The sequence below is a fragment of the Gardnerella sp. DNF00257 genome (genome assembly GCF_049262745.1).
GTDB lineage: Bacteria > Actinomycetota > Actinomycetes > Actinomycetales > Bifidobacteriaceae > Bifidobacterium > Bifidobacterium piotii.
Map to the genome: position 1 here is coordinate 1,506,741 of NZ_CP058403.1, position 24,701 is coordinate 1,531,441.

A 24,701-nucleotide genomic window follows, 5' to 3' on the forward strand; every position below is an offset into this window, starting at 1 on the left:
AAAAATTTTACACTTTAAGCAACTGAAAATATTGCCAATGCCAGTGTAGGAGGTAATAATGCAAGAAGAAGTCAGCGAAGATTTTGCTAATGAAGATTCAGTTTTAGCTACATCGGTATTAAACGCAATGCTTGCAGGGAATCGCAAATTTGCAGACGGCAATTCAGAGCATGCAGGCGTAAATTCAGAATCGCGCATGAAACTTATTGACGGTCAGCATCCTGGAGCTGTTGTGCTTTCGTGCGCAGATTCGCGAGTTGCTCCAGAATTTATATTCGATGCTGGTTTGGGCGATATTTTTTCTGTTCGCACAGCTGGAGAAGTGTTGGATGATGCCGTAATAGCTTCGCTAGAATACGCTGTAAGTGATTTGGGAGTAAAAGTGTTGGTTGTGCTTGGGCATGAGCATTGCGGTGCTGTACAGGCTGTTTTGCCGAATGTGCAAAAGCTGGTTTCTGAATACGGCGAAGATAAAACAAACGAAATAATTGAGTCGAGCGAGTCAATATTGCTGCGTTCTTTAGGGCCTGCTGCGCTCGCAGGTGTTGAGGAAAATTTAGATACAGATGATATTGAACGTATTCACGTGTCTAATATTTTGGCTGAAATTTGCGAAAAATCACAAATAATTCGCGAAGCTGTTTTCAAAGACGCTTTGATGCTTGTTGGAGCAAGGTATCGAATGAGTGACGGCTTGGTGGAAGTGTTGTCATGCTAAAAACAGAAATCGAAGCAAAAACAACTATCCAAGTAGAAAAAGCAAGTAAAGCAAAACAAGCAAATTCTGCAAACTATCTATATTTGATTATAGGAGTGCCTTTTGCGGCTCTTATTATTGCCATGGCCCCAGCATTGCAAGCGCGCAACCCGTGGCTGCCTGTAAACACTGTTATTAGGGGTGTTTCGGGGCTACTTTTGCAAGCCGTTCCCTTTACGTTAATTGGTGTTCTTGTTTCTGCTGCTGTAGAAACATGGGTTACGGAAGATTTTATTGAAAAACACGCTCCAAAGTCTATTGCAAACGGATTTTTGGCTGCGATTCTTGCAGGTGTGTGCGTTCCTGTTTGCGATTGCGTTGTTGTTCCAACTTTTTCTCGTCTTGTTGCTAGAAAGCTGCCTTTGCCTTGTGCTGTAACGTTTTTGTGCGCTGTGCCAGTGGTAAATCCTGTTTCTATTTGGGCCACTTGGTATGCTTTTGCAGACGTTCCAGCAGTTGCTGTAACTCGAGTGGCTTTGGGCGTTGGTGTTGCTCTTTTAGTGGGTGTTAGTTTTGTGATTTTTCCCGTAAAGTCGCAAGTTTTAAGGCAGAATGTATTGGAAAAAGTTCGCGCGGATTGTGTTGATTGTGCAGCGTGCGCAGATTTTAATAAGTTGCAAAGTGGCAATTCTTCGTATAAAAATTCTTCCAGCTTTAAGTCTGATATTAAAAATAGTTTGAAAACTTACGCACATCACATTTACTCAGATTTTATGCGACTAATGCCAATAATTTTGTTTGGAACAATAGTAGCTTCGATTATTCGAGTTTGGCTTGGTGCAGATCCTGCGTCAAAAGTTAATACAACAACTGTTTTTGTTGCGATTCCAGCAATGATGCTAATAGCGTACGCAAGTTCACTTTGCTCCAGTTCCGACGCTGTAATCGCTCGCTCTTTGGCTTCTTCTCTTCCAATGAGTTCGGTAATTGTTTTTCTACTTTTTGGGCCAATGCTAGACATAAAAAACACGCTTATGCTTGTTGAAGATTGCAAAACTGGCTTTGTTTTGCGCTTAATTGCAACGATTGTTGTGTTCTGCTTGTTTGCTGCGCTTATTGTTCATTTTGCGTGGGGAGTAATGCTGTGAGTGATGCTGTGATTATAAATTCTGCAAATTCTGCAAATTCTGCAAAATTGTCTAAAAAAATAACATTTCCAAGTATTATTCAGGCGTTGTGCTTATTTTGTTTTTCTGCAACGTTGATGCACAGTGCGCTAAGCGGCTCTTACGCAATTTTAACTACTCCGCGTGCCTTTGCTTATCTTATTTTTGCTGCGATTTTGCTTTTTGTTTTAGGGATTTGCTCACTTTTTGGAATTTTTTCTGCGCATGTTAAAGATTGCAAAAAAATAATGGTTTCAATCGTAGCGCCAATGCTTATTATTTTAATCCCATTGCAAATGTCTCAATCTGCACTGGGTGGCGGTTCTTTAAAGTCTGCAGGTTTTGACGAATATGCATCTGGTCGCGCAATAGCAATCGCGTCTAATCGTAAAAATAATAAAAAAAATTTAAGCGGATTAGATGTAGTTAATAAAAAAATTGTTGTTTCAGACGATGATTTTGGCAATTGGTATAACGAAATTGACCATAATTTTGATAAATACAAAGATTATACGATTGTTGTAAAAGGGTTTGTAAGCAAAGAATCTACGCTTTCTAAAGATCAGGTTCGCATATCTAGGCAGTTTATGTCTTGTTGCATTTTAGATATGAGCCCATTTGGTTTTGTTGCACAAATGCCTAAAAATTTGCAGTTTTCGCAGCATCAGTGGGTTGTTGTTAAAGCCAAAATAGCTCTTGGAAAAGTTGGGGTAAAAGGTTACTCGCAAGATGGAATTGTTCTTAAAGTTGAATCCGCTAGCGTTTTGAATAAAGCGCCTTCGGGGTATTTCTATAGAACTTGATTGCGTGTATTTGTTTATTATCCGCATATTATCAACATTATTAATATTAATATTGCTTTTATATGCACTTTTTATATGCGCTAAATTCAACTAAGATAGCAAGTATGTCGTTGGGTTTTAACATTGCACTCATTGTTGTGTTCCTTTTGTTTGGTTCCATATTTGCAGCAACCGAACTTGCGCTTGTTAACTTGCGATCGTCGCAGTTGGATCGCATGGAATCGCAGGATGCGAGAGGAGCGCGCGTAGCAAAAATCGCTCGCGATCCAAACACTTTTCTTTCCACTCTTCAAATCGGAGTTACGCTTTCTGGTTTTCTTTCGGCATCTTTTGGCGAATCTGCAATAGCGCCTCATGTTGTGCCATTAGTGGAGTCTTGGGGTGTTTCAAAACATGTAGCAGGCCCGCTTACGACTATTGTTTTAACGCTTATAATATCTTATTTTTCAATCGTAATTTCTGAGCTTGTTCCAAAAAGAATTGCAATGCAGCGATCGGAGCAAATCGCAAGGGCTGTTGTTCCTGCAGTAGATGTGTTTTCTAAAATATGCAAGCCTTTAATATGGTTGATTGCTAAGAATACCAACGGTTTTGTGCGCCTTCTTGGGTTCGATCCAAATGAAAAAGAAAGTGAAGTTTCCGACGAAGAGTTGCGCGTTTTAGTTAATTCCAATAAAAAACTTAGCCAAGATGAGCGCACTATTTTAGACGATGTTTTTGACGCTTCGGAGACGATTGTTGCCGAAGTTATGCGTCCTCGTGCAGACGTTGAGTTTTTGGATGGCTCACTAAGTCTAGAAGATGCTGCTGCAAAGATTCGCGAGCTTCCGTATTCTAGGTACCCAGTAACAGGCAAGGATTTTGATGATGTTATTGGATTTGTTCACGTTCGAGATTTGCTGGATGTTAAAGATCCAAATGCAAAAACTGTAGCAGACGTAACTAGAGAGGGAATAAGTCTTCCTGGAACGTCTAAGTTGCTTCCAAGCCTTGAGCTTCTTAGAAAGCGAGGGGTTCATCTTGCGGTTGTTATTGACGAATATGGTGGAACTGATGGTATTGTAACTCTTGAAGATATGACCGAGGAGCTTGTTGGAGATATTCGAGACGAGTACGACTTGCCAGATGAGTCTGATTTAACCCGCGATAGTAAGTCTACGGCGTTTGTAAACGGAGTGGCTACTGTTGACGGCGGAATGACGATTGAAGACTTTGCAGATGTTACTGGAATCGAATTGGAAGATGGCCCTTACGAAACGGTTGCAGGGTATTTTTTGGCTCGTACAGGCTCGATGGGTAAGGTTGGCGCTGTTTTGCACGATGCGGATGGCTACGATATGACTGTTGTAGAAGTGGATGGTCGTAGAATTGCTACGATTGAAGTTAGAAAAACAGAGCAAAATAAAGATTTGAACAAAATCAATAGTAAAAATTAATAAAAAACAAAAAATGGAGGATACTATGGCTTTAATGCATATTGTGCCAGGCTTAGATGAGGCTTCTAGTGAGAAAGCTATTGCGGTTTTGCAAAATCGTTTAAGCCACGAGCAGGAAGCTGCTTTAGTCTTAAAGCATGCACATTGGAATGTTACAGGCCCAGACTTTATTGCAGTTCACGAAATGCTTGACCCTCAAGTTGCAGAAGTTTTGGCTCAAGCAGATGAGACAGCTGAGCGAATTGCAACGCTTGGAGGCTCCCCACTTGGTCGCGCAGACGATGTTGTAGCTTCGCGCACATGGAAGCGTTTTGCTCTTAGTGGTAGAAAGTCCACCAAAGAGTATTTGCAAGCGTTAATTGAGTATTACAACGATATGATTGCAGACGATAGGAATGCCATTGCGCAGCTTGATAATCTTGATATTGTTAGCTCAAACATTATTCAAGACCATGTTCAGCAGCTTGAAAAGTTCCAGTGGTTTATGCGTAGCCATTTAGAATAATTTTGTAGAATAATTTTGCGACACGCTTAGATTTGCTATTTGACATTTTCTGTGTCTGTGCTAATCTAACTACTTGTATGTTTTCAACATACAAGTTGGGCCCGTAGCTCAGGTGGTTAGAGCGCATCCCTGATAAGGATGAGGTCGGAGGTTCAAGTCCTCCCGGGCCCACGAAATTGAACATCTTGTTCATTTTCTCCAATGGGGCTATGGCGCAGCTGGTAGCGCATCTGCTTTGCAAGCAGAGGGTCAGGAGTTCGAGTCTCCTTAGCTCCACAAATAGGGTTTCTAGCCAATCGCTAGAAGCCCTTTTTTCATGCATGGGGTCCGTATTGTGTTTTGGGGTGTTTGTTGTGCTTGCGCGCGTCTTGCTATATGAGAATGCTTCTCATCTAGGCCTTTTGGTAAACTAAATTTGTTAAGTCAATATAACCTCTTACGCCGTGTATTGGGCTTGCTGTTATAAATCTTATAAATAGCTGCTCAATGGGTTAACAAGGCGTGAAATCGTGTGTTAGCAGCGTTTAACGCGGTTAACCTGATCAGCGTAAGGAAAGTGTATGCGTAAACTTTTAGCGTATTGCCGTCGTGCTCCTCAATTAGTAATCGTTTTAGTTTTGTTCCCGTTTATTGCGGCGTTTTATTCTAGCAATCTAAGTTTTATACTCGATTTTTGCAAAGCTATAAGCAAGACGTTAAATCAACTATTTTCACTGATAAACGTTGATTTTAATGCGCAAATAAGCCTTACAATCGGGCAAAGTATAATAACATGTTTAGTTTTATACACATGTGCTAAGTCGCTTTTAAGTATGATTGATGATTTGGCGCATGGCACGCTTGGAATTGACTTGCTTGCGTTTATTGCATTGCTCGCAACGCTTTGTATAGGCGAATTTTGGGCAAGTTATTTGATTGTTGTAATGGTGTTTACAGGCGGTGCAATCGAAGACTTTGCGCAAGATGCAGCGCAAAAAAATCTGTCGCTTTTAGTAAATGCGTCTCCTCAAACCGCGCATTTAATGACACTTCCTGGAATAGTGTGCGGTGAATCTTGTGAGCAATGTGCTCTGCTTGATCATAATCATTTTAGAAAAGTAAGCGATGAATCTTCGCTAGAGGCATTGCAAGAACCTAAAGATTTTACTAGTTGTGAATCGTGTAAAAAATGTAACAATAACTCTAAAGAATGCCCAATATTGCAAGATGTAAAGTCTTCTAGCCAATTGCAAAGATACAAAACAGTTCCAGTTGAAGATCTAAAAATTGGCAATGTAATAGTTGTGCTTCCAGGAGAAACAGTTCCTGTAGACGGTGAGCTTTTAAGCGGTTCTGCGGTTTTAGACACAAGCGCAATAAATGGCGAGTCGCTTCCGCGTGAAGTGTTTGCTGGCGCGCAAGTGTTGTCTGGGTGTGTAAATGGCGGTGTTGTGTTAATTATGCGCGTAACTAAGTTATCGCAAAATTCGCAATATCAAAAAATCATGAAGTTGGTTGAATCTGCAAGAAGCTCCAAGGCAGTTGTAGTTCGATTTGCGGATATGCTTTCCGTTCCATTTACGGTGCTTTCTTTTGTGATTGCATTTAGCGCTTGGGCTGTATCTGGGCAGGCTTTAAGATTTGCGCAAGTGTTGGTGCTAGCTACGCCTTGCCCACTATTAATCGCTGTGCCGGTGGCATTTATGGCAGGAACGGGAAGGCTTGCAAAGCTTGGGATTGTTGTAAAAAGTCAGGATGTTTTAGAGCAATTAAGTTGTGTAAGTGATGTTTTCTTCGACAAAACGGGAACGCTTACTGTTAAGCAGCCTCAAGTTGTTAGAGTGGATTTAGCGAATCATAAAGATGGCGAAGATAGCGCAGATAGCGCAGATGGCAAAGATGGCGTAAATCAAGAAAATAGTGGGTTGCAAAATAGAATCCTAATGTTTGCAGGTGTTTTGGAAACCTACTCGCAGCACATTCTTGCAGGAGGAATTGCAAAAGCTGGAGCAGATCTTTGGCAAAACGCGCATCCATCTGCTATTCCGCAACTTCCAAGCGTTCGCGAATATCCAGTTATAAGCGGTGTTAAAGAAACTGCTGGGCAAGGTATATGCGCAAGTGTGGATGGTATAAACGTTAGAGTTGGGCGAAAAAGCTACGTTTTGAATGCGTGCCCTGGCAAGCTCGCGGAAAAGTCGCAAGCAGCCGAAGATAAAGCCAAACATGCAAATGTAGAAAATATAGAAAATATAGAAAACGCAAAAAATATATCAAAAATAGAAAGCAACTTTGAAAAACTTGCTGCCGACGAAATGGCAACATACGTTTCTTTTGATGGCAAACTTGTTGGTCGAATCGTTCTAAAAGACGTGCCTAGAGAAAATGCAAAATCAACGATTCAAAAACTAAAGGAGCTTGGCATTCGTTCAATAAGCATGCTTACAGGAGACGGCTTGCAAGCTGCTCAAACAATAGCAAAAAGCGTTGGGATTGAGCGAGTAAAGGCTAATTTGCTACCGCAAGACAAACTTGAGTGCATAAAACAGCACTATAGTGATTACAAAAGCGAAGAAGATTGCGGCAGTTTTGGCATCTTTAGCAGCTTTATGCATAAGAAAAAAGATAAGCGCGTAACAATGATGGTTGGAGATGGCGTAAATGATGCTCCAGTTTTGGCTGCAGCAAACATTGGTGTGGCTTTAACAGATGGCACGGATACAGCAGCTTCGGAGTGCGCGCAAGTTGTGATTATGAACAACAACATTTATGCTGTAGCAAACGCTGTAAGCGTTGCAAAACACACGAAGAGAGTTATGATTCAAGCTGTTATGTTGGGAATTGGTTTGGCTGTTATAAGCATGATTGCGGCTGCTTTTGGGCTGATTCCTGCCGTTCTTGGAGCTATGATGCAAGAGATGATTGATGTTGTGTCAATTTTGTGGGCGCTAACAGCGTTGAAAGGCAAACGTGCGTAAGTGACAATATTCACTTTGCTCTTTTCTTGAATGAATCAAGGCGCTAGTCTAAGTAGTGGAGCATTTAAGGAAGCGATTATGTAAATCTTCAAAAAGATTAGGCTTAAGAATGCTCGAAACACGCAAAATGTAATGTTTTAACATAACAAAAGTTGAATAACAAAATTTGAATAACAACATGGGAAAATTTATGGAAACGAATTATAATGCGGATTCGCACGAATTGCGAATCGCAGTTATTGGCGCGGGGCCTGCTGGAATTTACTCGTCAGATATTTTTCTTCGTCAGCTTAAAAAACTAGGCGACGGCATGGGCTTGGGTACGGCCGCTAGAATCGATTTATTTGAAAAGTTGCCAGTGCCATTTGGCCTGGTTCGATATGGCGTTGCTCCAGACCATCCGAGTATAAAATTTATTGCAGATGCATTAGCTAAAACGCTTGATAATCCAAATATTCACTTGTATGCGAATGTTGAATTTGGCAAAGATATTACACTAGAAGATTTGTTGCCGCGCTATGACGCAATTCTGTTTGCTACGGGCGCTGTAGAAGATAAGCCGCTTGGTATTCCAGGAGCATCGTTAAACGGCGTTTATGGCGCTGCAAAGTTTGTGGAATGGTACGACGGATATCCTACCAGCGAGCGAACGTGGCCGCTTGATGCCAGCCAAGTGGCTGTTGTTGGCGGCGGAAACGTTGCTATGGATGTTGCGCGTGAGCTTTTGCGAGACGCGGATTATCTTAGAGAGCACACGGATATTTCCGACGACGTTTACAATGGTTTGCTTAAAAATCAGGCTAAAACACTTCACTTGTTTATTCGACGAGGCGTTGCTCAAGCTAAATTCTCCGTGCAAGAATTGCGTGAGATGGAAAAGCTTTCTGGTGTGCAAATAGTTGTAAACGAAAGCGATTTTGACCTGGACGACGAAACAATTGATGTTGCTGGAAAAGACAAGCTGACTCGCCAAATGGTAGAAGAGCTTTTTGCTATACGCGATTTGAGCGAAGATATGCAAGACGGTGGAAACGTTGACTTTGAAGGCAATCCTGCAAATAAGCGCTACATTATTCACTTTAACGCAAATCCAGTTGAGATTCTGGGAGAAAATGGGCAGGTTGTTGCGATTCGTGTAGAGCGCACAGCTACAAGCGCGGATGGCAAAATGACTTGCACTGGCGAGTTTGAAGAATATCCAGTTCAGGCAGTTTACCATGCGATTGGATATAAGCCTGCGCAAGTTAGTGGAGTTGCTTACGACTCTTCTCGCGCACTTCTTGCAAACAGAGATGGCAGGATTTTAACTTCTGCGCAAAATGGGGTTGTTTGCCCACGCTTGTATGCAACTGGTTGGGCTAAGCGAGGGCCAGTCGGGTTGATTGGTTCTACAAAGTCGGACGCTTTGCAAGTCGTTGAAAATATGCTGGAAGACTTAGCAAAAAGCTCGACCGAAGAATGTGAAACCGCACTTCCTGCGCTTTCTGAGATTCCTGCACTTCCTGGCAGATTGGCAACAGATAGAGACCCTAAGTCTATTGAAAATCTTCTTGAATCTAGAGGAGTCAAAGTGGTTGATTTTGAAGGGTGGAAGAGGATTGATGCTTTCGAGGTGGAATCTGGATTAGCAGAAAATCGCGCTCGCAAAAAAGTCGTATCTAAACAAATGCTTATGGATATAGCGGAAATTAAACAATAGTTTATATTGAGTGTACGCATTGATTGGTAAACATTGATTAGTAAACATTGATTAGTGGCCATTAAACTGTAGCCAAATTGCGCAGAAAGTGGCCACTTTTCAACATTTATTCACCTGTTTTAAGTGTGTTAAATCATAAACATTAAATACACAGTTTTCATTCAGCAAAATTACAGTTGCGATTATTAAAATCAAAAGCATGTTTGGCAACATGGGTATGCGCTATTGCAACAATTTGAAAACAGTAGTGTTGTTTTCTCTAATATGGCTATTTGCTGCTTTGCTGTGGATTGTTGCTGGATTGCGTTTGTCGATGCTGGTTTGGTTTGCAATTATTGCAATAATTTTAAGCTTATGCGCTTATTGGCTTTCTGGAAAAGTTGCCACGCGCATTATGAGTGCTAGCGAAATTAGCGAGAACGAAGAACCTGTTTTATACGGCATTGTTCGCGAGATTTCTGCGCAAATCGAAAAGCCTATGCCGCGCATTTATGTTGCTCCAACAGACAGTCCGAATATTTTTGCAATTGGTAGAAGCGAGCGTCACGCAACAATTTGCTGCACTCGTGGTCTTTTGAATATTCTAAACGAGCGCGAGTTGCGTGGCGTTGTAAGCCACGAGCTTATTCATGTTTATAATCACGATATTTTGAATTCAACGGTTGCATCTGCAATCGCAACAGTTATTACGTATTTTGGGTATGTGCTTATGTATTCGGGAAGTGAGTGTGCAAAATCTGCTAAAAGGCGTTGCCCTGTACTAAAAGTTATTGGCAAGGTTTTAAGTGCCATTTTTGTGCCGCTTGGTTCTCTATTTGTTAAGCTTGCGATTTCTAGAGCGCGCGAGCTGGATGCAGATCGAAGTGCAAGTATGCTTACTGGCGACCCTGCGGCTTTGGCTTCTGCTCTAAACAAAATTTCCTACGGAGTTAAGATGCATAAGATGGATTTGCATTCGGGAGTGCAAGCTATTGCTTCACTTATGATTGTAAATCCGTTTGCAAACTACGATTCCAAGCTTTTAAAGCTGTTTTCTAGGCAGCCAGATGTTAACAAGCGAGTCGACTCTTTAATGCTTATGTCTAGTAAGATGGAAAGTCTTGTGCAAGAAGATGCGCATGGAGAAATCGATCATATTGAGCGTGATGGCGATAGCGTGTTTCGTTTTAAGAATGGCGCTAAATACAATGTTGAATACGGCAAAGGTGTTTCTGGCGGAGTTGTAGCAGTTAGCGGAGCGTGATATTCTTAGATGGTTTGCTTTTTAGATTGATTCTTGAGCGCCTATTTGCTTGTTTGTAGGCAGATTATCGGTAAGGATTAATCGCGGAGTAACCGAGCATGCGGACATAGTTCATCGGTAGAATGGAAGCTTCCCAAGCTTCAGAGGCGGGTTCGATTCCCGTTGTCCGCTCCATGTAGAAAACGTTGATATATCAACGTTTGTGGCTTGTTCTTATGTCTTAGAAGTACGCTAAATGTGAAAATAATGTGCAAAATTCTATAATTTTTTTTTAATATTGACACGAAAATCTTAGTTAAATTAAAATCGTATTAAATCCGCTATGGTAGAGGATTTAATTGGGCAGGAGGTTTTTTTATGTTAGATATGTTGTTTGCACTTGTTGCTGTTGCATCAATGTTAATAGGCTTGGTTTTGTCTGTAATGCTTTGGGTTAAAAGCAGCAAGTCAGTTAAAGAGTTGTATAAAGACGCGTACTTATATGCGATTGTTGATGTTGTATTAGGCGTATTGTCTTGGGCAACTTATGCTGCGACTATCAATTCCGTAGATGTTGATGTGCGTGAGTTCTACACAAATTACTTCACAGCGCCATTGATTGTTCTTGCTGTTCTTGTTTTAAGTATTGCAGCTATAACCATCTTTAAAAGTAAAAAAGATAGCTATGTAGCATAACTAGATTAAACAGTTATTAAAAATAATAGCCTTCTGAGTTTAATTAAAATTCAGAAGGCTATGTTTGTTATATGTTGTGTTTGGTTTGATTGTGATTTGTTGATTTCAGTCTGAATTCTGTGTGTGATATTTAGACAAAAGATGTATAAATCGTAGTTTTTGTACATTGGATGTGCTGTGTATACAAGTTTTATAATCGCGCGCTTGCAGCGCATGCATTTGAATAAATATTGGATTATAGGCCAAGCAGAATCTGTGGCAAAGTCAGAGCTGCGCTAAATTTGGATATTTTTGTTTAGAATGATTTTGCAAGTAAAGAATAACACACATTTGATTGCTGCAATACGCTTGTATTGCAATAAGCTAGACATGATTTTTTACACAGTTTTGACCTATAACTTTCTTATCTGTTGGTATATTTTGTAAAAATATGCTATATTTCTATAAAAATGTGAATATTTTTGTGAAAATTTATTAAAAAAGCGTTAATATTGCGGATTAGTCCATCAGACATCATATCATCTGATGTAATGATTCCTACATTGGTGTAGGTATTGTTCATGATTTTCACAATGCTGTGGGATTCATGTAAAACAGTTACAAAAATAGGAGTGCGTATGCGTAGAAGTGTCATAGAAGATGCAAAGCGCGTTGTTGGTACTGTTGTTGGAATTACTCTTGCAATAGGCTTATGCTCTGGCGTGGCTAATGCTACTTCAGAAAAATCCAGTAAACCCAATAGTTCAGTTTTGCAAATATCACTTAAAAGAACTGATGGCCTTAAAGATAATGTCCAATTAAATAGTAGGCTAACATATACGGTTACATATACAAATAAGGGTTCACAACCAATAACTGCGTATCCGTATGAAAGTAATATTTCCGATATTAGAGTTGGGGATTCAAACAATTGCCGCTGGGCAAATCTTAAGCCAGGTGAAACTCAGCAGTGCGGCTTTGGGTACCATGTTGTAACCGAAGAGGATGCCAAAGCGGGTAAATTCACACCTAAAACAGTTTGGAAAGTTTCAAAAGATAGGGACGGTAACCAAGTAATCGAAAATAACATTGTTGTTGAAGACAAGCCTGTTACTGGTATAAAGAATACAGAATTTGACTCATCTTTGGGTCTTAAAACGGTAAAGCTTACAACTAGAACCAATAGCGTTTGCTACAGGATTCCAGCAATAACACAGACTGCAAATGGTTGGATTTTAGCAGCATACGATAAGAGGCCTGGTAATTGCTCCGATGCACCTATGCCAAACTCCATTGTTCAGCGAATTTCAAAAGATGGTGGTAAAACATTTGAAGCTGAAACTGTTGTTAAGCAAGGGCATTATGGCGATGAAAATACTAGATGGGGATATTCGGATCCGTCTTATGTGCTAGACCGTGAAACTAATGAAATTTTCCTGTTTTCTGTAAAGTCTTACAGAAACGGCTGGGGTGGGTCCAGCGCTGGAGTAGATCCAGAAAACAGGAACGTTTTACACGCTTCAGTTACTAGCTCCAAGGACAATGGCGTCACTTGGAGCACTCCAAAAATAATTACTAAAGATGTGACTGCAGATGTTGGGCATTGGAGCTCTAGGTTTGCGGCATCTGGTCACGGCATTCAGCTTCGCCATGGCAAGTATAAGGGTCGTTTGTTGCAGCAGTATACAATAAACAACTCGGGAAGGATTCAAGCAGTAACGGTTTACTCCGACGATCATGGTAAGACTTGGAAGGTTGGCAAGCCTGTTGGGTTTAGAAGTGAAAAATCACATATGGACGAAAACAAGGTTGTAGAACTTTCTGATGGACGAGTTATGTTGAATTCTAGGCCTCAGAATTTTAGGCATCGTCTTGTTGCAATATCAAATGATGGCGGCGAAACTTATGGCGAAGTAAAAGAAGAGATGCAGCTTCCAGACCCTGCAAACAATGCTCAGATAACTAGGGCATACCCAGATGCGCCTATGGGGTCTCCAGAAGCCAAGGTTCTTGTGTATTCTTCTTCTTCGGCGTATGGGCGTAGTGACGGCTTAATTCGCGTATCGTTTGATGATGGTGCAACTTGGGATACGGGCAAATTGTTTAAGTCTGGTCCTATGGCTTATTCTTGCATTGAAGTTTTGAACAAGCAGCATGGTGGCGGATTTGGACTTTTATATGAGGGCGATAATAGCAATATTATTTACACTCATATATCTGAAGATTGGCTTGGTTATACTCCTGTAACCGCAGATAATAGCGTTATTGACGTTCCGAAAAATGCCAAAAATATTGAAGTTAAGATTAAGAATCTTGGAAGCCATGATTATTCCGACTTAAAGCTTTCTATGAAGGATTTAGGTAAACAATCTGAATTAAATAAAGATTGGAAGATTCAAGATAAGACTGGTATTTCTGTAAAGCCTTTTGCTAACGCAAACATAAAGTTAGATATTGCAATGCCTAAGGATGTTAAAGAAGGAACGACCGTTTCGATTCCAGTGCGATTTGCGTCTGCAAAATATGCAGTGGGAGATTCTTTGCCAGGAATTCAGTCTGTGATTAATATTCGCGTTGTAAAGGCGGTGGAAAGCCATAGTGTTGTGCCTTCTGTTCCTTCCGTTGATGTAAATCCTTCTGTGGATACTCCATCTGCAGAAAAACCTTCTGCAGAAAATCCTTCGCAAAATCCGCCATCGGAAACAATTACACCTACCGAGCCTTCGCAAAATCCAGCGCCTGCAAGAGAACAGGCGCCACAGGTTAGCAATCAATCTAGGAATGAAGCTAATACTCAGAAAGCTGATGAGCAAAAGTCTGAGCAAAAGAAAGAGGATTCTAAAGCAAAATACGATGTTGTTCCAGCTCCTCCAGCCAGCGTTGATCAGTTGGATAAATCCCTAAAGGGAGCTATTACTGTTGGGAATAATAATCAGATTGTTGCTGGTGAGCCTGTAAAGATTTCTGGAAAGATTTCCAACAAGGAGTTTGCGCAACAGTTGCAAAAGAATGGTTCAGCAAAGGCCTATGCGTTTATATATTCTACGCCTAAAGCCTTAAAGGACTCTGATGGCAATTCGTTTATAACGGTTCGTGGATCTGCAGACAATGCACAATTTTCTGTTGATATTCCAGACGGATATTCTGGAAAGCATACAATCGTGCTTGTAAACGAGAAGGGCGAACAGCTTGCCTGGAATGAGGTAACAGTTAGCGCAAATCCAGTTGCGGACAAGAAGGATAGTAGCAGTGAAAAATCGGATTTGAACCGTAATGCATTTAGTAAAGTTTCAACGGGAAGTTCAATGTTGATTGTTCTTGCGGTTGTAATGCTTCTTGGTACTGCTGGATTCTTTGCAAAGGCAATGCGCAATAAGATTGCATAACCAATATTGCTAACTCTAGATTTTTGTAGTTAGTTGTATACGTAAAGCGCTGATTCGTTTAGATTATTATTAACAAGTTTTGTTAAATTAGATTCTATTGAATTAGCGCTTTACTGTTTTGTTTTTTATGTGCGGAAAACACATTCGATTGTGGCAAAACGCTTGTATTGCAATACGCTAGACATGATTTTTTACACACTTTTGGGGCTTCGGGCCCTTGATTTCAGTCTGAAGTGTGTGTGATATTTAGACAAAAGATGTATAAATCGTAGTTTTTGTACATTGGATGTATAAAAAATACGTTTTTGTGTATACAAGTTTTATAATCGCGCGCTTGCAACGCAATGCATTTGTATAAATATCGGATTATAGGCCAATCAGAATCTGTGGCCAAGTCGGAGATTCGACCACAGTGCTGTTAATAGTTCAGTCAACTATCTGAGAGAATAACAGTAAAGCCAATTGAGCGTAGCTTTAATTAAAAATGACCATTACTCTAAAATAGACAAATACAAATCAAGTCTTTGATTTAAATATCTTGCAAACAAGTTTGCCATGGCAGACACGTTATGTTTTGCGTGATACTCATCAAAAGCTTCATAATATTTCAAGCGATCAGTAAATTTTATATCTATTGGTGGGTAACCTGCTTTCATCAATTCCAAATTGACCAGCAGTCTTCCTGTTCTTCCATTTCCATCAATAAAAGGATGAATGCTTTCGAATTCTATATGAAAACGAGCAAGTTTAGTAACAATATCTTCATCGCTATTTTTGTATTTTTTCAATAATTCTTCCATTTTTGAAGCGATTAAATATGGTTGTGGTGGCTCATGTGTAGATCCCATAATTCGAACGGAAACTCTTCTATAAACGCCTCTATCTTCTTTCTTATCGGCTAAAACTAAATAATGTATGTCTTTTATAACTTTTTCATTTATCTGTTTATTTTCGCTAACAAGCTGCTTTACGTAATCAAAGGCTTCTTTGTGTCCAATAACTTCTAGGTGCTCTTTTAATGATTTTTGATCAACAGTAAGCCCTCTAAGAACCATGTCTGTTTCGCGCAGTGTTAAAGTATTTCCCTCAATTGCATTTGAGTTATATGTGTATTCTATTAGAAATTCTTCATTAAGTCTTTCTAATTCTCCTTCAGTTAGGGGTCTTCTTGTTTTAAGAGTTTCTAATTTAGTTTTTATGATTGGAATTAGCGATTCGCTAATTTTATATCTTCCGTCGGTTGGCTTTGCTGCGTCATGCGGTATTTTCCAGGATCTTCCTTCTCGATATACTCCTGGAATTTTCCCTTCGGAGCATAGAATTCTTACTCGTCTATCTGATATGCCCCATTTTTCAGCAGCTTGCTTTACTGTTATGTACATAAAATACCCTTAATCATTGTTGCATTTTATTATATTTTAACGTTTTATCGGAATAACATAAACAGTATCGGAATAACATATTTAATTTATCGGAACAATAGTGATTGATAAAACTAGTAACGTGAATCTGTGTTAAATATTGGGATATCTTTGTTTAGAATGATTTTGCAAGTAAAGAATAGCCCAGATTTGATTACTGCAAAACGCTTGTATTGCAATGCGCTAGACATGATTTTTTTACACACTTTTGGGGCTTCGGGCCCTTGATTTCAGTCTGAAGTGTGTGTGATATTTAGACAAAAGATGTATAAATCGTATTTTTTGTACATTGGATGTACAAAAAATACGATTTTTGTGTATACAAGTTCTTATAAGCGCGCTGTAAGTAACGCGCGATCGACATGATCTTCTATTCCGCTTTTTGTGCGTGTTTTGGGTCAAATTTGGTACAAAATGCGTCAATTGGTTCCGCTTTTTGTTGCTCAACACGCTGATTATAACTACAAAAAGCGGAAAGTTTTCCCGAGTTTGTTTCTCTACGCACTTAAATCAGCTACAAAGTGCGGAATCAAGCGACGCGACACGCGCGAAAAGTCTTTCCTTAAAAAAACCTGGGAAAATTCTTCAAAAACCTTGAAATGCGTATTTTTACGGTTTAAGTGTTGTTTATCCACAAATTTTACGGCAATGTGGCCTTTATTGTGGATTAGTTTGTGTATAACATCATTTTTTTCGGTTTAGCATGTGTGGCTGGGGCTTGACTTTTTCAAACGGGGGGGGGGTATGTTAATAGCAAACATGGCCGCACCTAGTTTGGCCGTGTGCCGCAGTCCGCTTTTGGATTGTGGAGCAAATTTTTCTATGCGCCCCTAACGCATAGGAGAAGAAGAAAGGAAATAAAATGATGAATAAGAAGGCTATCGCCGCTTTCGCTGCTGGCGCAACTTTGCTTGCCGGCTTCGCAATGGCAACCCCAGCAATGGCTGAAGTTAAGGCTGACGGCACACTTGTTAAGAATGCTGCTCTTACAACCGTTAAGTCTGATGATAGTGATGCTGTAAAGGGTGCAAGGTACAGCTTGACTCAAGCTTACACTGCATATGAAACTGCTAAGACTAAGTTTGATGGCGACAACACTGCTATTGATGCTTACAAGGAAGCTAAGCCTGAATATAAAAATTACTCTGATGCTGCTTTGAAGGCTCAAGCTGAAAAAGATAAGACTGATCAAGATGCAACTCTTAAGGGTAAGGCTGTGGCTTATTTGGCTGCTGTTGATTCTTTGGCGACTGATGCGCAAGCTTTAGATTCTGCTAAGAATGGTGTTGCTTCTGCTGAGGATCATGTTGTAGAGCTCACTAAGCCTGCTCCAGATTCAAAGCGTTCTGTCCTTGCTAAGTTGGATGACGCTAAGGAGAAGTTGGATAAGGCTCAGGAAGCAAAGGATAAGGCTTTTGCTGAGGCTGATGCTGCTTTCAATGCTAAGCATGAGGCTGAGAATAGCTTAAAGTCTGCTCAGCGTGCTCTTAAGGATTACCAGGATGAGAACGCTAAGGATAAGGGTTCTCGTGCTTACAATGCTGAAGTTGCTCGTTTGACTAAGGAAATCAATGAAGCTAAGGAAGCTTTGTCTGCTGCAAAGACCAAGTTTAATGATGCAGATAAGGCTTTCAAAGAGGCTGCTGGTAAGTTTGCTAAGGCTTTGACCGAATATGCAGGTGCTTATAAGAATGCTCAGCTTTCTAAGGCTGATGTTTCTGCATATCCAACCCCAGCTTCTTTGGCTCCTCTTGCTACTGACTATAAGTATGGCGTCAACTTTGTTCCATCTGCAACAGTTCAGCCAGGCAAGCCAGGCGCTAAGCCAGGCAAGCCAGGTGCTGCTCAGCCAGGTAAGGCTGGCGCTGCTAATGGTGCTGCCGCTGCTGGCGCTAAGACTGAGGTTGAGAACAAGAATGGCAAGGACAAGCGCGGTAACACCCACACTGGTACTGGTGTTGGCGTAACTTTGACCGCTTTGGCTGCCACTATGCTTGCTGGCATGGGTGCTGCTGTTCGCAAGGCTCGTCACTAAGCATTGCGCGCGCACTTATGCCAAGTGTGTGAGTGCGCGCTTGAAATAGGCTTGCGTTAGGCGGCGGCGCGTGTTTTGTGCTGCAGCTTGCACGCGGGGTTTAGAGTTTGCTCGGTTTGCCGAAATTTCCTTTTCTTACCGTGTAGGTTCTTTATTCTGCTTGCAGGTGCTTAATGCTTGTTGCTAGAGATGGTTTTCCGCTAGGGACGGGATTCTGTTCTTTAGTTTTAAAGGCTTGTTAGGTTTCTAACAAGCCTTTTTCTTTTACGTGTTTTGTTGCTCAATGTGCTAAGTATTTGGATATTTTTGTTTTAGAGTGATTCTATGAATGAAGAATAATCACATTTTATATGCTATGAGTCTTGCTGCAACAAGGGCTATGAGCTGATTTGCGCACTTTTTAGCATATAGCCCACCATCTTGGTTGTTTGCAAGCTGGTGGGCTATCTAGTATTTAGTATCTAGTTTTTTGCATTAGCTATTTAGTTAGATGTGATTTTCTTGCAGCTGTAATGATTGCGCAAACAAACAGCATTAATGCAGTGCTAAAAACAGCTGGAATCACTTGTATTCCAGTATTAGGAAGCTTGTTGTTTATACTAGCGCTATGTGTTTGCGATGAAACAATTCCACTTGAAGAATTATTTTGCAAAGATTCGTTTTTCTTTACTAACACATTAGTCCATGCAACTTGCTTGCCATTTTCGTCGATAAGAACAATAGTGTGATTGCCGCTATATTCTTGTGGAATAATCGCATCAAATATTGCTTTGCCCTGTTTGTTGATGCGAACTGTTACATGCTTTGTTCCATTTACGCTATAAAGAAGCTTAGGGCTTGAATAAATGTATGCGTATGCTTTTACTGCTTTGTTTAGTTGCAATTTACGCATGAATTCTGCTGTTGTGTTTAGAGAAACAGTAATCTGATTGTTCTTTCCTGCATAAGCAATGTTATTGTTTCCAACAGTTAGAGTGTTGGTTAATTCTGGCAGCAAATCAGCAATGCTCTTTGGTGCTTCTGGCACTTCTGTTGATTCTGGTGCCTGCTTCTGATTTGTGAGCGATTCTGTATTGTTGTTAATTTCCACAAAGCTTTTGCTTGGTGAGTTATTGTTAGCATTAGGAGCTTGTGGACTATTAGTCTCGCTAGGCTGCTTATGAGATTCCGCATTTGGGGTTGGCTGATGAGTTTGATGAGTTTGATGAGTCTGATGAGTCTGCGGTGTTGTATTGTTTGTAGGGTTTGCAGGCTCTGGATTTGGGTTCGGTGTAGGTGGAACTGGAGTCTGTGGGTGCTCTGGTTGTGGATGTGGTTGTGGTGCTGGTGTTGGTGTTACTGGCGTTGCTGGCGTTAGCTCCGCCCACGGTGTTGCTTTTCTTGCTGGTGTTAGTGGCGTTGCAGGAATTATTTCTACAACGTGAGCTTTAAGAGTTACTTTCCGCTTTGCTCCACTTGCAAATTTCACTTCTACAACAAGTGTAGTATCGCCAATTTTTGTAGTGTTTGGCTGCGCAATAATTTTAACGGTGCTATTTTTCGGTAAACCTTGCAAATATGGCTTAAAGTCGAAATCTGCATTAATCGTAGTATCTTTTTTGACTTCTACTTTCTTACCTTCTACTGCTGTAACGTTTGGTATTGGTGTAATAGTTTTACCTGGAGTTACTTCTTTTGCTGGCGTTAGCTCCGCCCACGGAATGCTCTCTTGTGCAGGAGTCAAATCTGTCCAAGGTGTTGCTTCATAGATTTTTACTGGAATCTTTACGGTTCGCTTAGTTCCGTTATTAAAGGTTACTTTTACGCTAATATCTTGTACGCCCTTAGTGTTCATATTTGGCGTATTGAGCAAAGAAACTTTAGCGTCGTTAGGTACGCCATCAAGATATTTCTTAGCGTCAAAATCGTTAGGGAATGTAGAATTTAGCTCAAAACGAAGGTTGGCATCGCTTTTAACAGTGACTTCTGGCATATTTACTACGCGTATAATAAATTCTTTTTCAATCGTTTTAGTGCCATTTATTTTTATCTTAAGCTTGCCTGTATAGTCTCCAGCTTTAGAGATGTTAATTAAATCGCGATTTGTAACATCTTCAAAAGTTGCTCCTTGAGGAAGATCCTTAGCGTTTGCTAAAGCATCCTTAAAATCGCTTGGTAAAGGCTCGCCATTTGCAAGAAGAATTTCTTTAACTTCTGGCTTGTAAGTTTCTTCGTAAGGCTTTACTTCTGCAGGTTTTGGAGTTTCTTTAACTTTTGTAACGCCTGGGTTTACTGTTCCAGTGCCATCAATCTGTTTTCTGTTTCCAACGGTAAATCCTGGCTGATTGTCCATCTTTTTATCTAGGAAGTTACGTGAACTGTGACCATTGTTTCCAGTGTCTATAATTTTTGCACCATCAACATGACCAATAAAGCTTATAAGCGTATCTTTCTTTGTGGCATAATGCTCAGCGTAACCTTTTTTAGTAAGTTCGTTTAGTTCTTCGGCTCGTTGCTTCATTGATGGCCTAAAAATGCTTCCCTTAATTTTTGGAGCATTAAATGTATAAGCTTTAGTGAACCAATCGTAATTTTTTCGCTTAGCATAAACAAGCGCACGTTCTGTTAAATATCCGCCTAAAGAATGGCCAGTAACGTACAGATTGCTTACTAAATGTTCACTGTTTAATTCATCCATAAGTTTTTCTGTAGTGGTTGCTTGGCTAATTTCTCCGCCAAAGAATAGCTTGAAATCCATTCCTGCGTCTTTTGAGCCTTGGGTTCCGCGGATTCCAAGAACTTGCACGCCGTCTTGCTCAATAAATGGGTATTCAGGATTAACATTTTCAAAAAGTACTGCATCAAATCCATCGGACTCGTGGTATGTTTTCTTTACTTTCCAATATGGCGCAAGTTCGTTATGCATAAGCTTATATTCGTTGCGATCTTTGTAAATATCTGTAAGCTCATGCTTGTCGTCAAGTACTTTATTTACGTAATTATCATCCCTATACACAAGTTCCATAAACAGAGCCATGTCGCGGGGGCTAATATCCCACCTGCGAGGATTTTTATCGTCTTTGTCGTTTAATCCGTCGCCATCGGTGTCTTTAATCAAAGGATGTGACTTGTATCCGTAGTAGGTTCGTCCATCTTTTGTGTACGTGTAAAGCTCTTCGCTGTTCTTAAGGTCATCGCCATCGCTGTCTTCATTTGGATCTAGAGCTGGCTTTCCATACAACAATTGGTCAATTTGGCCATTTTCTAGGCGAATTCTGCCAGTTGAAATGTCGTGAGCGGTTTGTGCGGTAAGAGGTGTGGTAGATGGCAATGTCTCACTTGCAATTGCTGTTGATGTTAATACTGGAATTCCAAGCAGTGACGAAAAAACCAATCCAAAAGTTAATACAATTCCACTAATTGTGCGAATAGTACTTACCTTTCTCATACCACAATCCTTACTTTATATAGTTTTATTTTGACGATTTGGAAAGTCTTATTGAGAGCAATTCAATCGATTTTACTCAACCTTGTAATTTTATCAAATTTAATGTTTTTTACAAAAGCTGCTTTAGTTTGAAAACAATTTAGTCGCAAGCACAAAGATTTATCAGACGTCTGACGAATTGTAGTGATATTGGTGTAATCTACGAATCAAAAGACAAATCGAAAGATAAGTCGAAAGACAAATCAGAATACAAATCAGCTACGATTTCAAGGAGGATATCATGCTGAAAGCTAAGTTTGTTGTAGGCGCATACGCATCGTTGCCAAAAACTCGCGAAGATCAAGAAAAATACTACGATTTGCTGGGCAAGCAAAGCTGGATTGACGGAACGGAGATTCCATACCCAGGAGATTTGGCAGACGCACAAAGCCGCGCGTGGCTAGCAAGCGCAATACCATCGCATTGGCATGCAAACACGATTACGGCAATTCCAGGAACAATGCGTCACATAAACTTTGACCCAGATCCAGAATTTGGACTTGCAAGCCCAAGTGAAGAAGGCAGGCATCGCGCGCTCGCATTCTTTAAGGATATTCGCGAAGCAATCGCAAACGTTGTAGACATTAGAGATAGCTGCGATATATCTCATGTAGAAATACACACGGCTCCAACTCGTTTAGCGCAAGCGGATGCAATGAAAAAGTCGCTAGAAGAACTCGCGCAGCTCGATTGGTGCGGAGCAAAGTTGGTGATTGAACATTGCGATAGATATATTGAAAGCCAAAATCCAGAAAAAGGATTCCTGCCGCTAGAAGAAGAGATTCAAATTGCAAAAGAAGCGGGAATTGGAATCACAATCAACTGGGGTAGAAGCGTTGTAGAAGAGCGAAATGCTCAAGCGGCAGTGGAACACGTGCGCGCGGCAAGGCAGGCGGGAGTGTTGCAAGGATTAATGTTCTCGGGAGCTGGCCCAGATGCAACGCAATACGGATACGAGTGGATTGATGGCCACTTGCCAATGAGCCCAGATGAGCCGACTTCGTTAATGACGTCTAAAGAAATTCAAGAAACCACTCGCGAAGCGCTAAAAGACGATTATGCAATCGATTATTTGGGCGCAAAAGTGTGCGTTCCGCAAGATGCGAGCGTGGAGGAGCGCTTGGGATATTTGGCGCGCATTCACGATGCTGTGGTTTCTGCGCAGGGTGAGTGAATAAGTAAAGTCGAGTAAATAGTAAAAATAAAGTCGCAAACGCAAGAAAGAAAACGGAAATTGTTATGAACGAAGTAAAAGATTCTCGCTCTACGTATCTTGCTTTTGATATAGGCGGAACAAAAATCGCGTACGGATTGGTGACTTTGCCAGAGTCTTTGGAATCTTCAGGGTCTAGCTTTGGTAAAGAAAGCGAAGATTGCGCTTCTCCAACAGTGGAAGACTATGGCTCTATGCCAACAGAAGCTGCAAAAGGCGGAGAAGACATAAAGAATCGCTTAGTGGCACGCGCAAAGCAAATATTGGAAGATGCGGCGAAAAGTGGCAAAACCATTAGCGGAATTGGAATAGCGGCTGCAGGAGTGCCAAATAGCAAAACTGGCGAAATCGTAGCTGCTACAGACATTCTGCCAGGTTGGCGAGGTCAGCGAATTTACGACGCGTTTAAGAGCGTAACCGACTTGCCAGTTTATATGATTGGTGATGTTGGAGGCCACGGCCTTGGAGAGGCGATTTACGGAGCTGGCCGAGGAAAGTCGATTGTGTTTTCTGTTGGCATAGGCACTGGAATTGGCGGCGCGATTATTGTAAACGGCAAGCTGTTTACAGGCGCGCACGGAGTTGCAGGCCACGCTGGCCACGTTGTTAGCGATTTGGGAGTTGGCTTTGACTGCTCTTGCGGAGCGCATGCGGGTCATATTGAGCCAGTGGCTTCGGGAACTGGGCTTGCCACTCTTTACAACAGCAATCTTCCACAAGGCACCGAGCTTGCGCAAAACGGCTACGAGGTTTGCGTGCGTGCAAATTCCGGTCAGGATGCGCACGCAAAAGAAACGCTTGCTAGAAGCGGCAAGGCCTTGGGGCAGTGCGTTGCAGGAATGGCGAATCTTATAGATCCAGATGTGATTGTGCTTTCTGGGTCTGTTGTAGAAGCTGGCGATATTTGGTGGAACGCTATGCGAAGCGGATTTGAGGACTCGGCATTAACGTTGATTAAAAGTACGCCGATTGTTAAGGGCAAGCTTGGAGGGGCGGCTCCGCTGATTGGTGCGGCTTGGGCTGTTCACTCAAATCGCGTTTAGTCGCGTTTGATTGCGATAGGTCGCGTTTTGGTTGCGCTTAGATATGTTTAATTTTGTTTAGTTTAGTCATATTTGAAAAAAGGAGGAATCTATATGAATCCTGTGATTGAAAAAATCAAGGGCGGACTAGTGGTTAGCTGCCAGGCGTACCCAGGGGAGCCGCTTAGGCACCCAGAAACAATGGCACAAATGGCAATGGCGGCCGTAGAAGGCGGAGCTGTTGGTATTAGATGCCAGGGGTTGTCGGATATTTCTGCGATTAAAGGTCAGGTTGATGTTCCTGTAATCGGAATTTGGAAAGATGGCCACGAAGGCGTCTACATAACTCCGACTTTGCGTCATGCGCGCTGCTGCGCTGCTGCTGGAGCGGATATTATTGCGATTGATGCAACCGATAGACCACGCCCAGATGGATTGACTTACGAGCAAACTGTTCGCGCTTTGCACGACGAAGGCATAGTTGTTATGGCCGATTGCGGCAACTTCGATGATGCCAAGCGCGCGGCGGATTGTGGAACAGATATTATATCTACCACTTTGGCTGGCACTTCTCCTGGAAGGCCAAAAACGGACGGCCCAGATTTTGAGCTTTTAGGCCAGATTTTGCAAGCTTTCCCAGATTATCCAATTATTTGCGAAGGGCGTATTCACACTCCAGATCAGTTGCACAAGGTTATGCAGATGGGCGCTTGGGCTGCTGTTGTTGGAACGGCGATTACGCACCCAACGTCGATTACGCGCTGGTTTGCAGCAAAGTTGTAGGCGGCGAGCAGGTAGGCGGGTGCGGCCGAGTGCGTTAAGGAAAAGTCGCAAGCAACCGCAGATTCGCCAAGCGCGCGTAAGTAACAAATAAATAAAAATAGTGGTTATATGTGTGTCGATTATGTGCGATTTTGTTCTAATTTTTCGTGATTTAAAAAATAATCAAAATTTTCACAAATTCGACACACGCATAACTTGACATCAGACATCAGACC

General features: G+C 41.3%; 17 protein-coding genes and 3 tRNA genes. 18 read left to right on the forward strand and 2 right to left on the reverse strand.

The annotated features are described in order from the left end of the window. Window positions 1–58: 58 nt before the first annotated feature. From HXT23_RS06025 to HXT23_RS06085, 13 genes are all read left to right on the forward strand, one after another. Window positions 59–718, forward strand: coding sequence for a carbonic anhydrase (locus HXT23_RS06025; protein WP_422112839.1), 660 nt, complete (start codon window positions 59–61; stop codon window positions 716–718). Then, entirely contained in the window at window positions 712–1,845 is a 1,134-nt protein-coding gene (locus HXT23_RS06030) for a permease (RefSeq protein WP_422112840.1), read from the forward strand. The genes HXT23_RS06025 and HXT23_RS06030 overlap by 7 nt, the downstream gene beginning before the upstream one ends. Then, the gene (locus HXT23_RS06035; protein WP_016635833.1) at window positions 1,842–2,666 is read left to right on the forward strand and encodes a TIGR03943 family putative permease subunit; all 825 of its coding nucleotides are present in this window, start codon (window positions 1,842–1,844) and stop codon (window positions 2,664–2,666) included. Before HXT23_RS06030 ends, HXT23_RS06035 begins: the two co-directional genes overlap by 4 nt. A gap of 104 nt (window positions 2,667–2,770) precedes the next feature. Further along, the gene (locus HXT23_RS06040) at window positions 2,771–4,102 is read left to right on the forward strand and encodes a hemolysin family protein (RefSeq protein ID WP_422112841.1); all 1,332 of its coding nucleotides are present in this window, start codon (window positions 2,771–2,773) and stop codon (window positions 4,100–4,102) included. A gap of 25 nt (window positions 4,103–4,127) precedes the next feature. Continuing rightward, entirely contained in the window at window positions 4,128–4,607 is a 480-nt protein-coding gene (locus tag HXT23_RS06045) for a Dps family protein (protein ID WP_422112842.1), read from the forward strand. A 97-nt stretch (window positions 4,608–4,704) separates the two neighbouring features. Continuing rightward, window positions 4,705–4,778 (forward strand) — tRNA-Ile (locus HXT23_RS06050). A 32-nt stretch (window positions 4,779–4,810) separates the two neighbouring features. Then, window positions 4,811–4,883, forward strand: a tRNA-Ala gene (locus HXT23_RS06055). A gap of 284 nt (window positions 4,884–5,167) precedes the next feature. After that, entirely contained in the window at window positions 5,168–7,564 is a 2,397-nt protein-coding gene (locus HXT23_RS06060) for a heavy metal translocating P-type ATPase (RefSeq protein WP_422112843.1), read from the forward strand. Between the two features lie 190 nt (window positions 7,565–7,754). Further along, window positions 7,755–9,263 carry an FAD-dependent oxidoreductase gene (locus HXT23_RS06065; protein WP_422112844.1) on the forward strand — a complete coding sequence of 503 codons (1,509 nt, stop codon included), beginning with the start codon at window positions 7,755–7,757 and terminating at the stop codon, window positions 9,261–9,263. Window positions 9,264–9,462: 199 nt separating this feature from the next. Further along, the gene (locus HXT23_RS06070) at window positions 9,463–10,506 is read left to right on the forward strand and encodes a M48 family metalloprotease (RefSeq protein WP_016801878.1); all 1,044 of its coding nucleotides are present in this window, start codon (window positions 9,463–9,465) and stop codon (window positions 10,504–10,506) included. 100 nt (window positions 10,507–10,606) lie between these two features. Beyond that, a tRNA-Gly gene (locus tag HXT23_RS06075) sits at window positions 10,607–10,680 on the forward strand. 183 nt (window positions 10,681–10,863) lie between these two features. Further along, on the forward strand, window positions 10,864–11,181 hold the full coding sequence (locus HXT23_RS06080) for a peptidase A8 (RefSeq protein ID WP_248898852.1): 318 nt from the start codon (window positions 10,864–10,866) through the stop codon (window positions 11,179–11,181). A gap of 617 nt (window positions 11,182–11,798) precedes the next feature. Continuing rightward, window positions 11,799–14,546, forward strand: coding sequence for a sialidase family protein (locus HXT23_RS06085; RefSeq protein ID WP_422112845.1), 2,748 nt, complete (start codon window positions 11,799–11,801; stop codon window positions 14,544–14,546). Between the two features lie 491 nt (window positions 14,547–15,037). Here the strand turns inward: HXT23_RS06085 and HXT23_RS06090 are convergent, their stop codons facing one another. Further along, window positions 15,038–15,928 carry a Fic family protein gene (locus HXT23_RS06090; protein WP_422112846.1) on the reverse strand — a complete coding sequence of 297 codons (891 nt, stop codon included), beginning with the start codon at window positions 15,926–15,928 and terminating at the stop codon, window positions 15,038–15,040. Between the two features lie 129 nt (window positions 15,929–16,057). Between HXT23_RS06090 and HXT23_RS06095 the strand changes: the two genes are divergently transcribed. Together HXT23_RS06095 and HXT23_RS06100 are read left to right on the forward strand one after the other, a co-directional pair. Further along, window positions 16,058–16,195 carry a hypothetical protein gene (locus tag HXT23_RS06095; protein ID WP_422112847.1) on the forward strand — a complete coding sequence of 46 codons (138 nt, stop codon included), beginning with the start codon at window positions 16,058–16,060 and terminating at the stop codon, window positions 16,193–16,195. A gap of 634 nt (window positions 16,196–16,829) precedes the next feature. After that, on the forward strand, window positions 16,830–18,002 hold the full coding sequence (locus HXT23_RS06100) for a hypothetical protein (protein ID WP_205412417.1): 1,173 nt from the start codon (window positions 16,830–16,832) through the stop codon (window positions 18,000–18,002). Between the two features lie 478 nt (window positions 18,003–18,480). Here HXT23_RS06100 and HXT23_RS06105 read toward each other — a convergent pair whose 3' ends face one another. Next, on the reverse strand, window positions 18,481–21,429 hold the full coding sequence (locus HXT23_RS06105) for a Rib/alpha-like domain-containing protein (RefSeq protein WP_422112848.1): 2,949 nt from the start codon (window positions 21,427–21,429) through the stop codon (window positions 18,481–18,483). Between the two features lie 280 nt (window positions 21,430–21,709). On the opposite strand from HXT23_RS06105, the gene HXT23_RS06110 reads away from it, so the two are divergent. From HXT23_RS06110 to HXT23_RS06120, 3 genes are all read left to right on the forward strand, one after another. Beyond that, a complete protein-coding gene (locus HXT23_RS06110; RefSeq protein ID WP_016785152.1) occupies window positions 21,710–22,642 on the forward strand; it encodes a DUF4862 family protein in 933 nt (310 codons plus the stop codon). A 65-nt stretch (window positions 22,643–22,707) separates the two neighbouring features. Then, a complete protein-coding gene (locus tag HXT23_RS06115) occupies window positions 22,708–23,724 on the forward strand; it encodes an ROK family protein (RefSeq protein ID WP_248898846.1) in 1,017 nt (338 codons plus the stop codon). Window positions 23,725–23,817: 93 nt separating this feature from the next. Further along, the gene (locus tag HXT23_RS06120) at window positions 23,818–24,486 is read left to right on the forward strand and encodes an N-acetylmannosamine-6-phosphate 2-epimerase (RefSeq protein ID WP_004131256.1); all 669 of its coding nucleotides are present in this window, start codon (window positions 23,818–23,820) and stop codon (window positions 24,484–24,486) included. Window positions 24,487–24,701 lie beyond the last annotated feature (215 nt).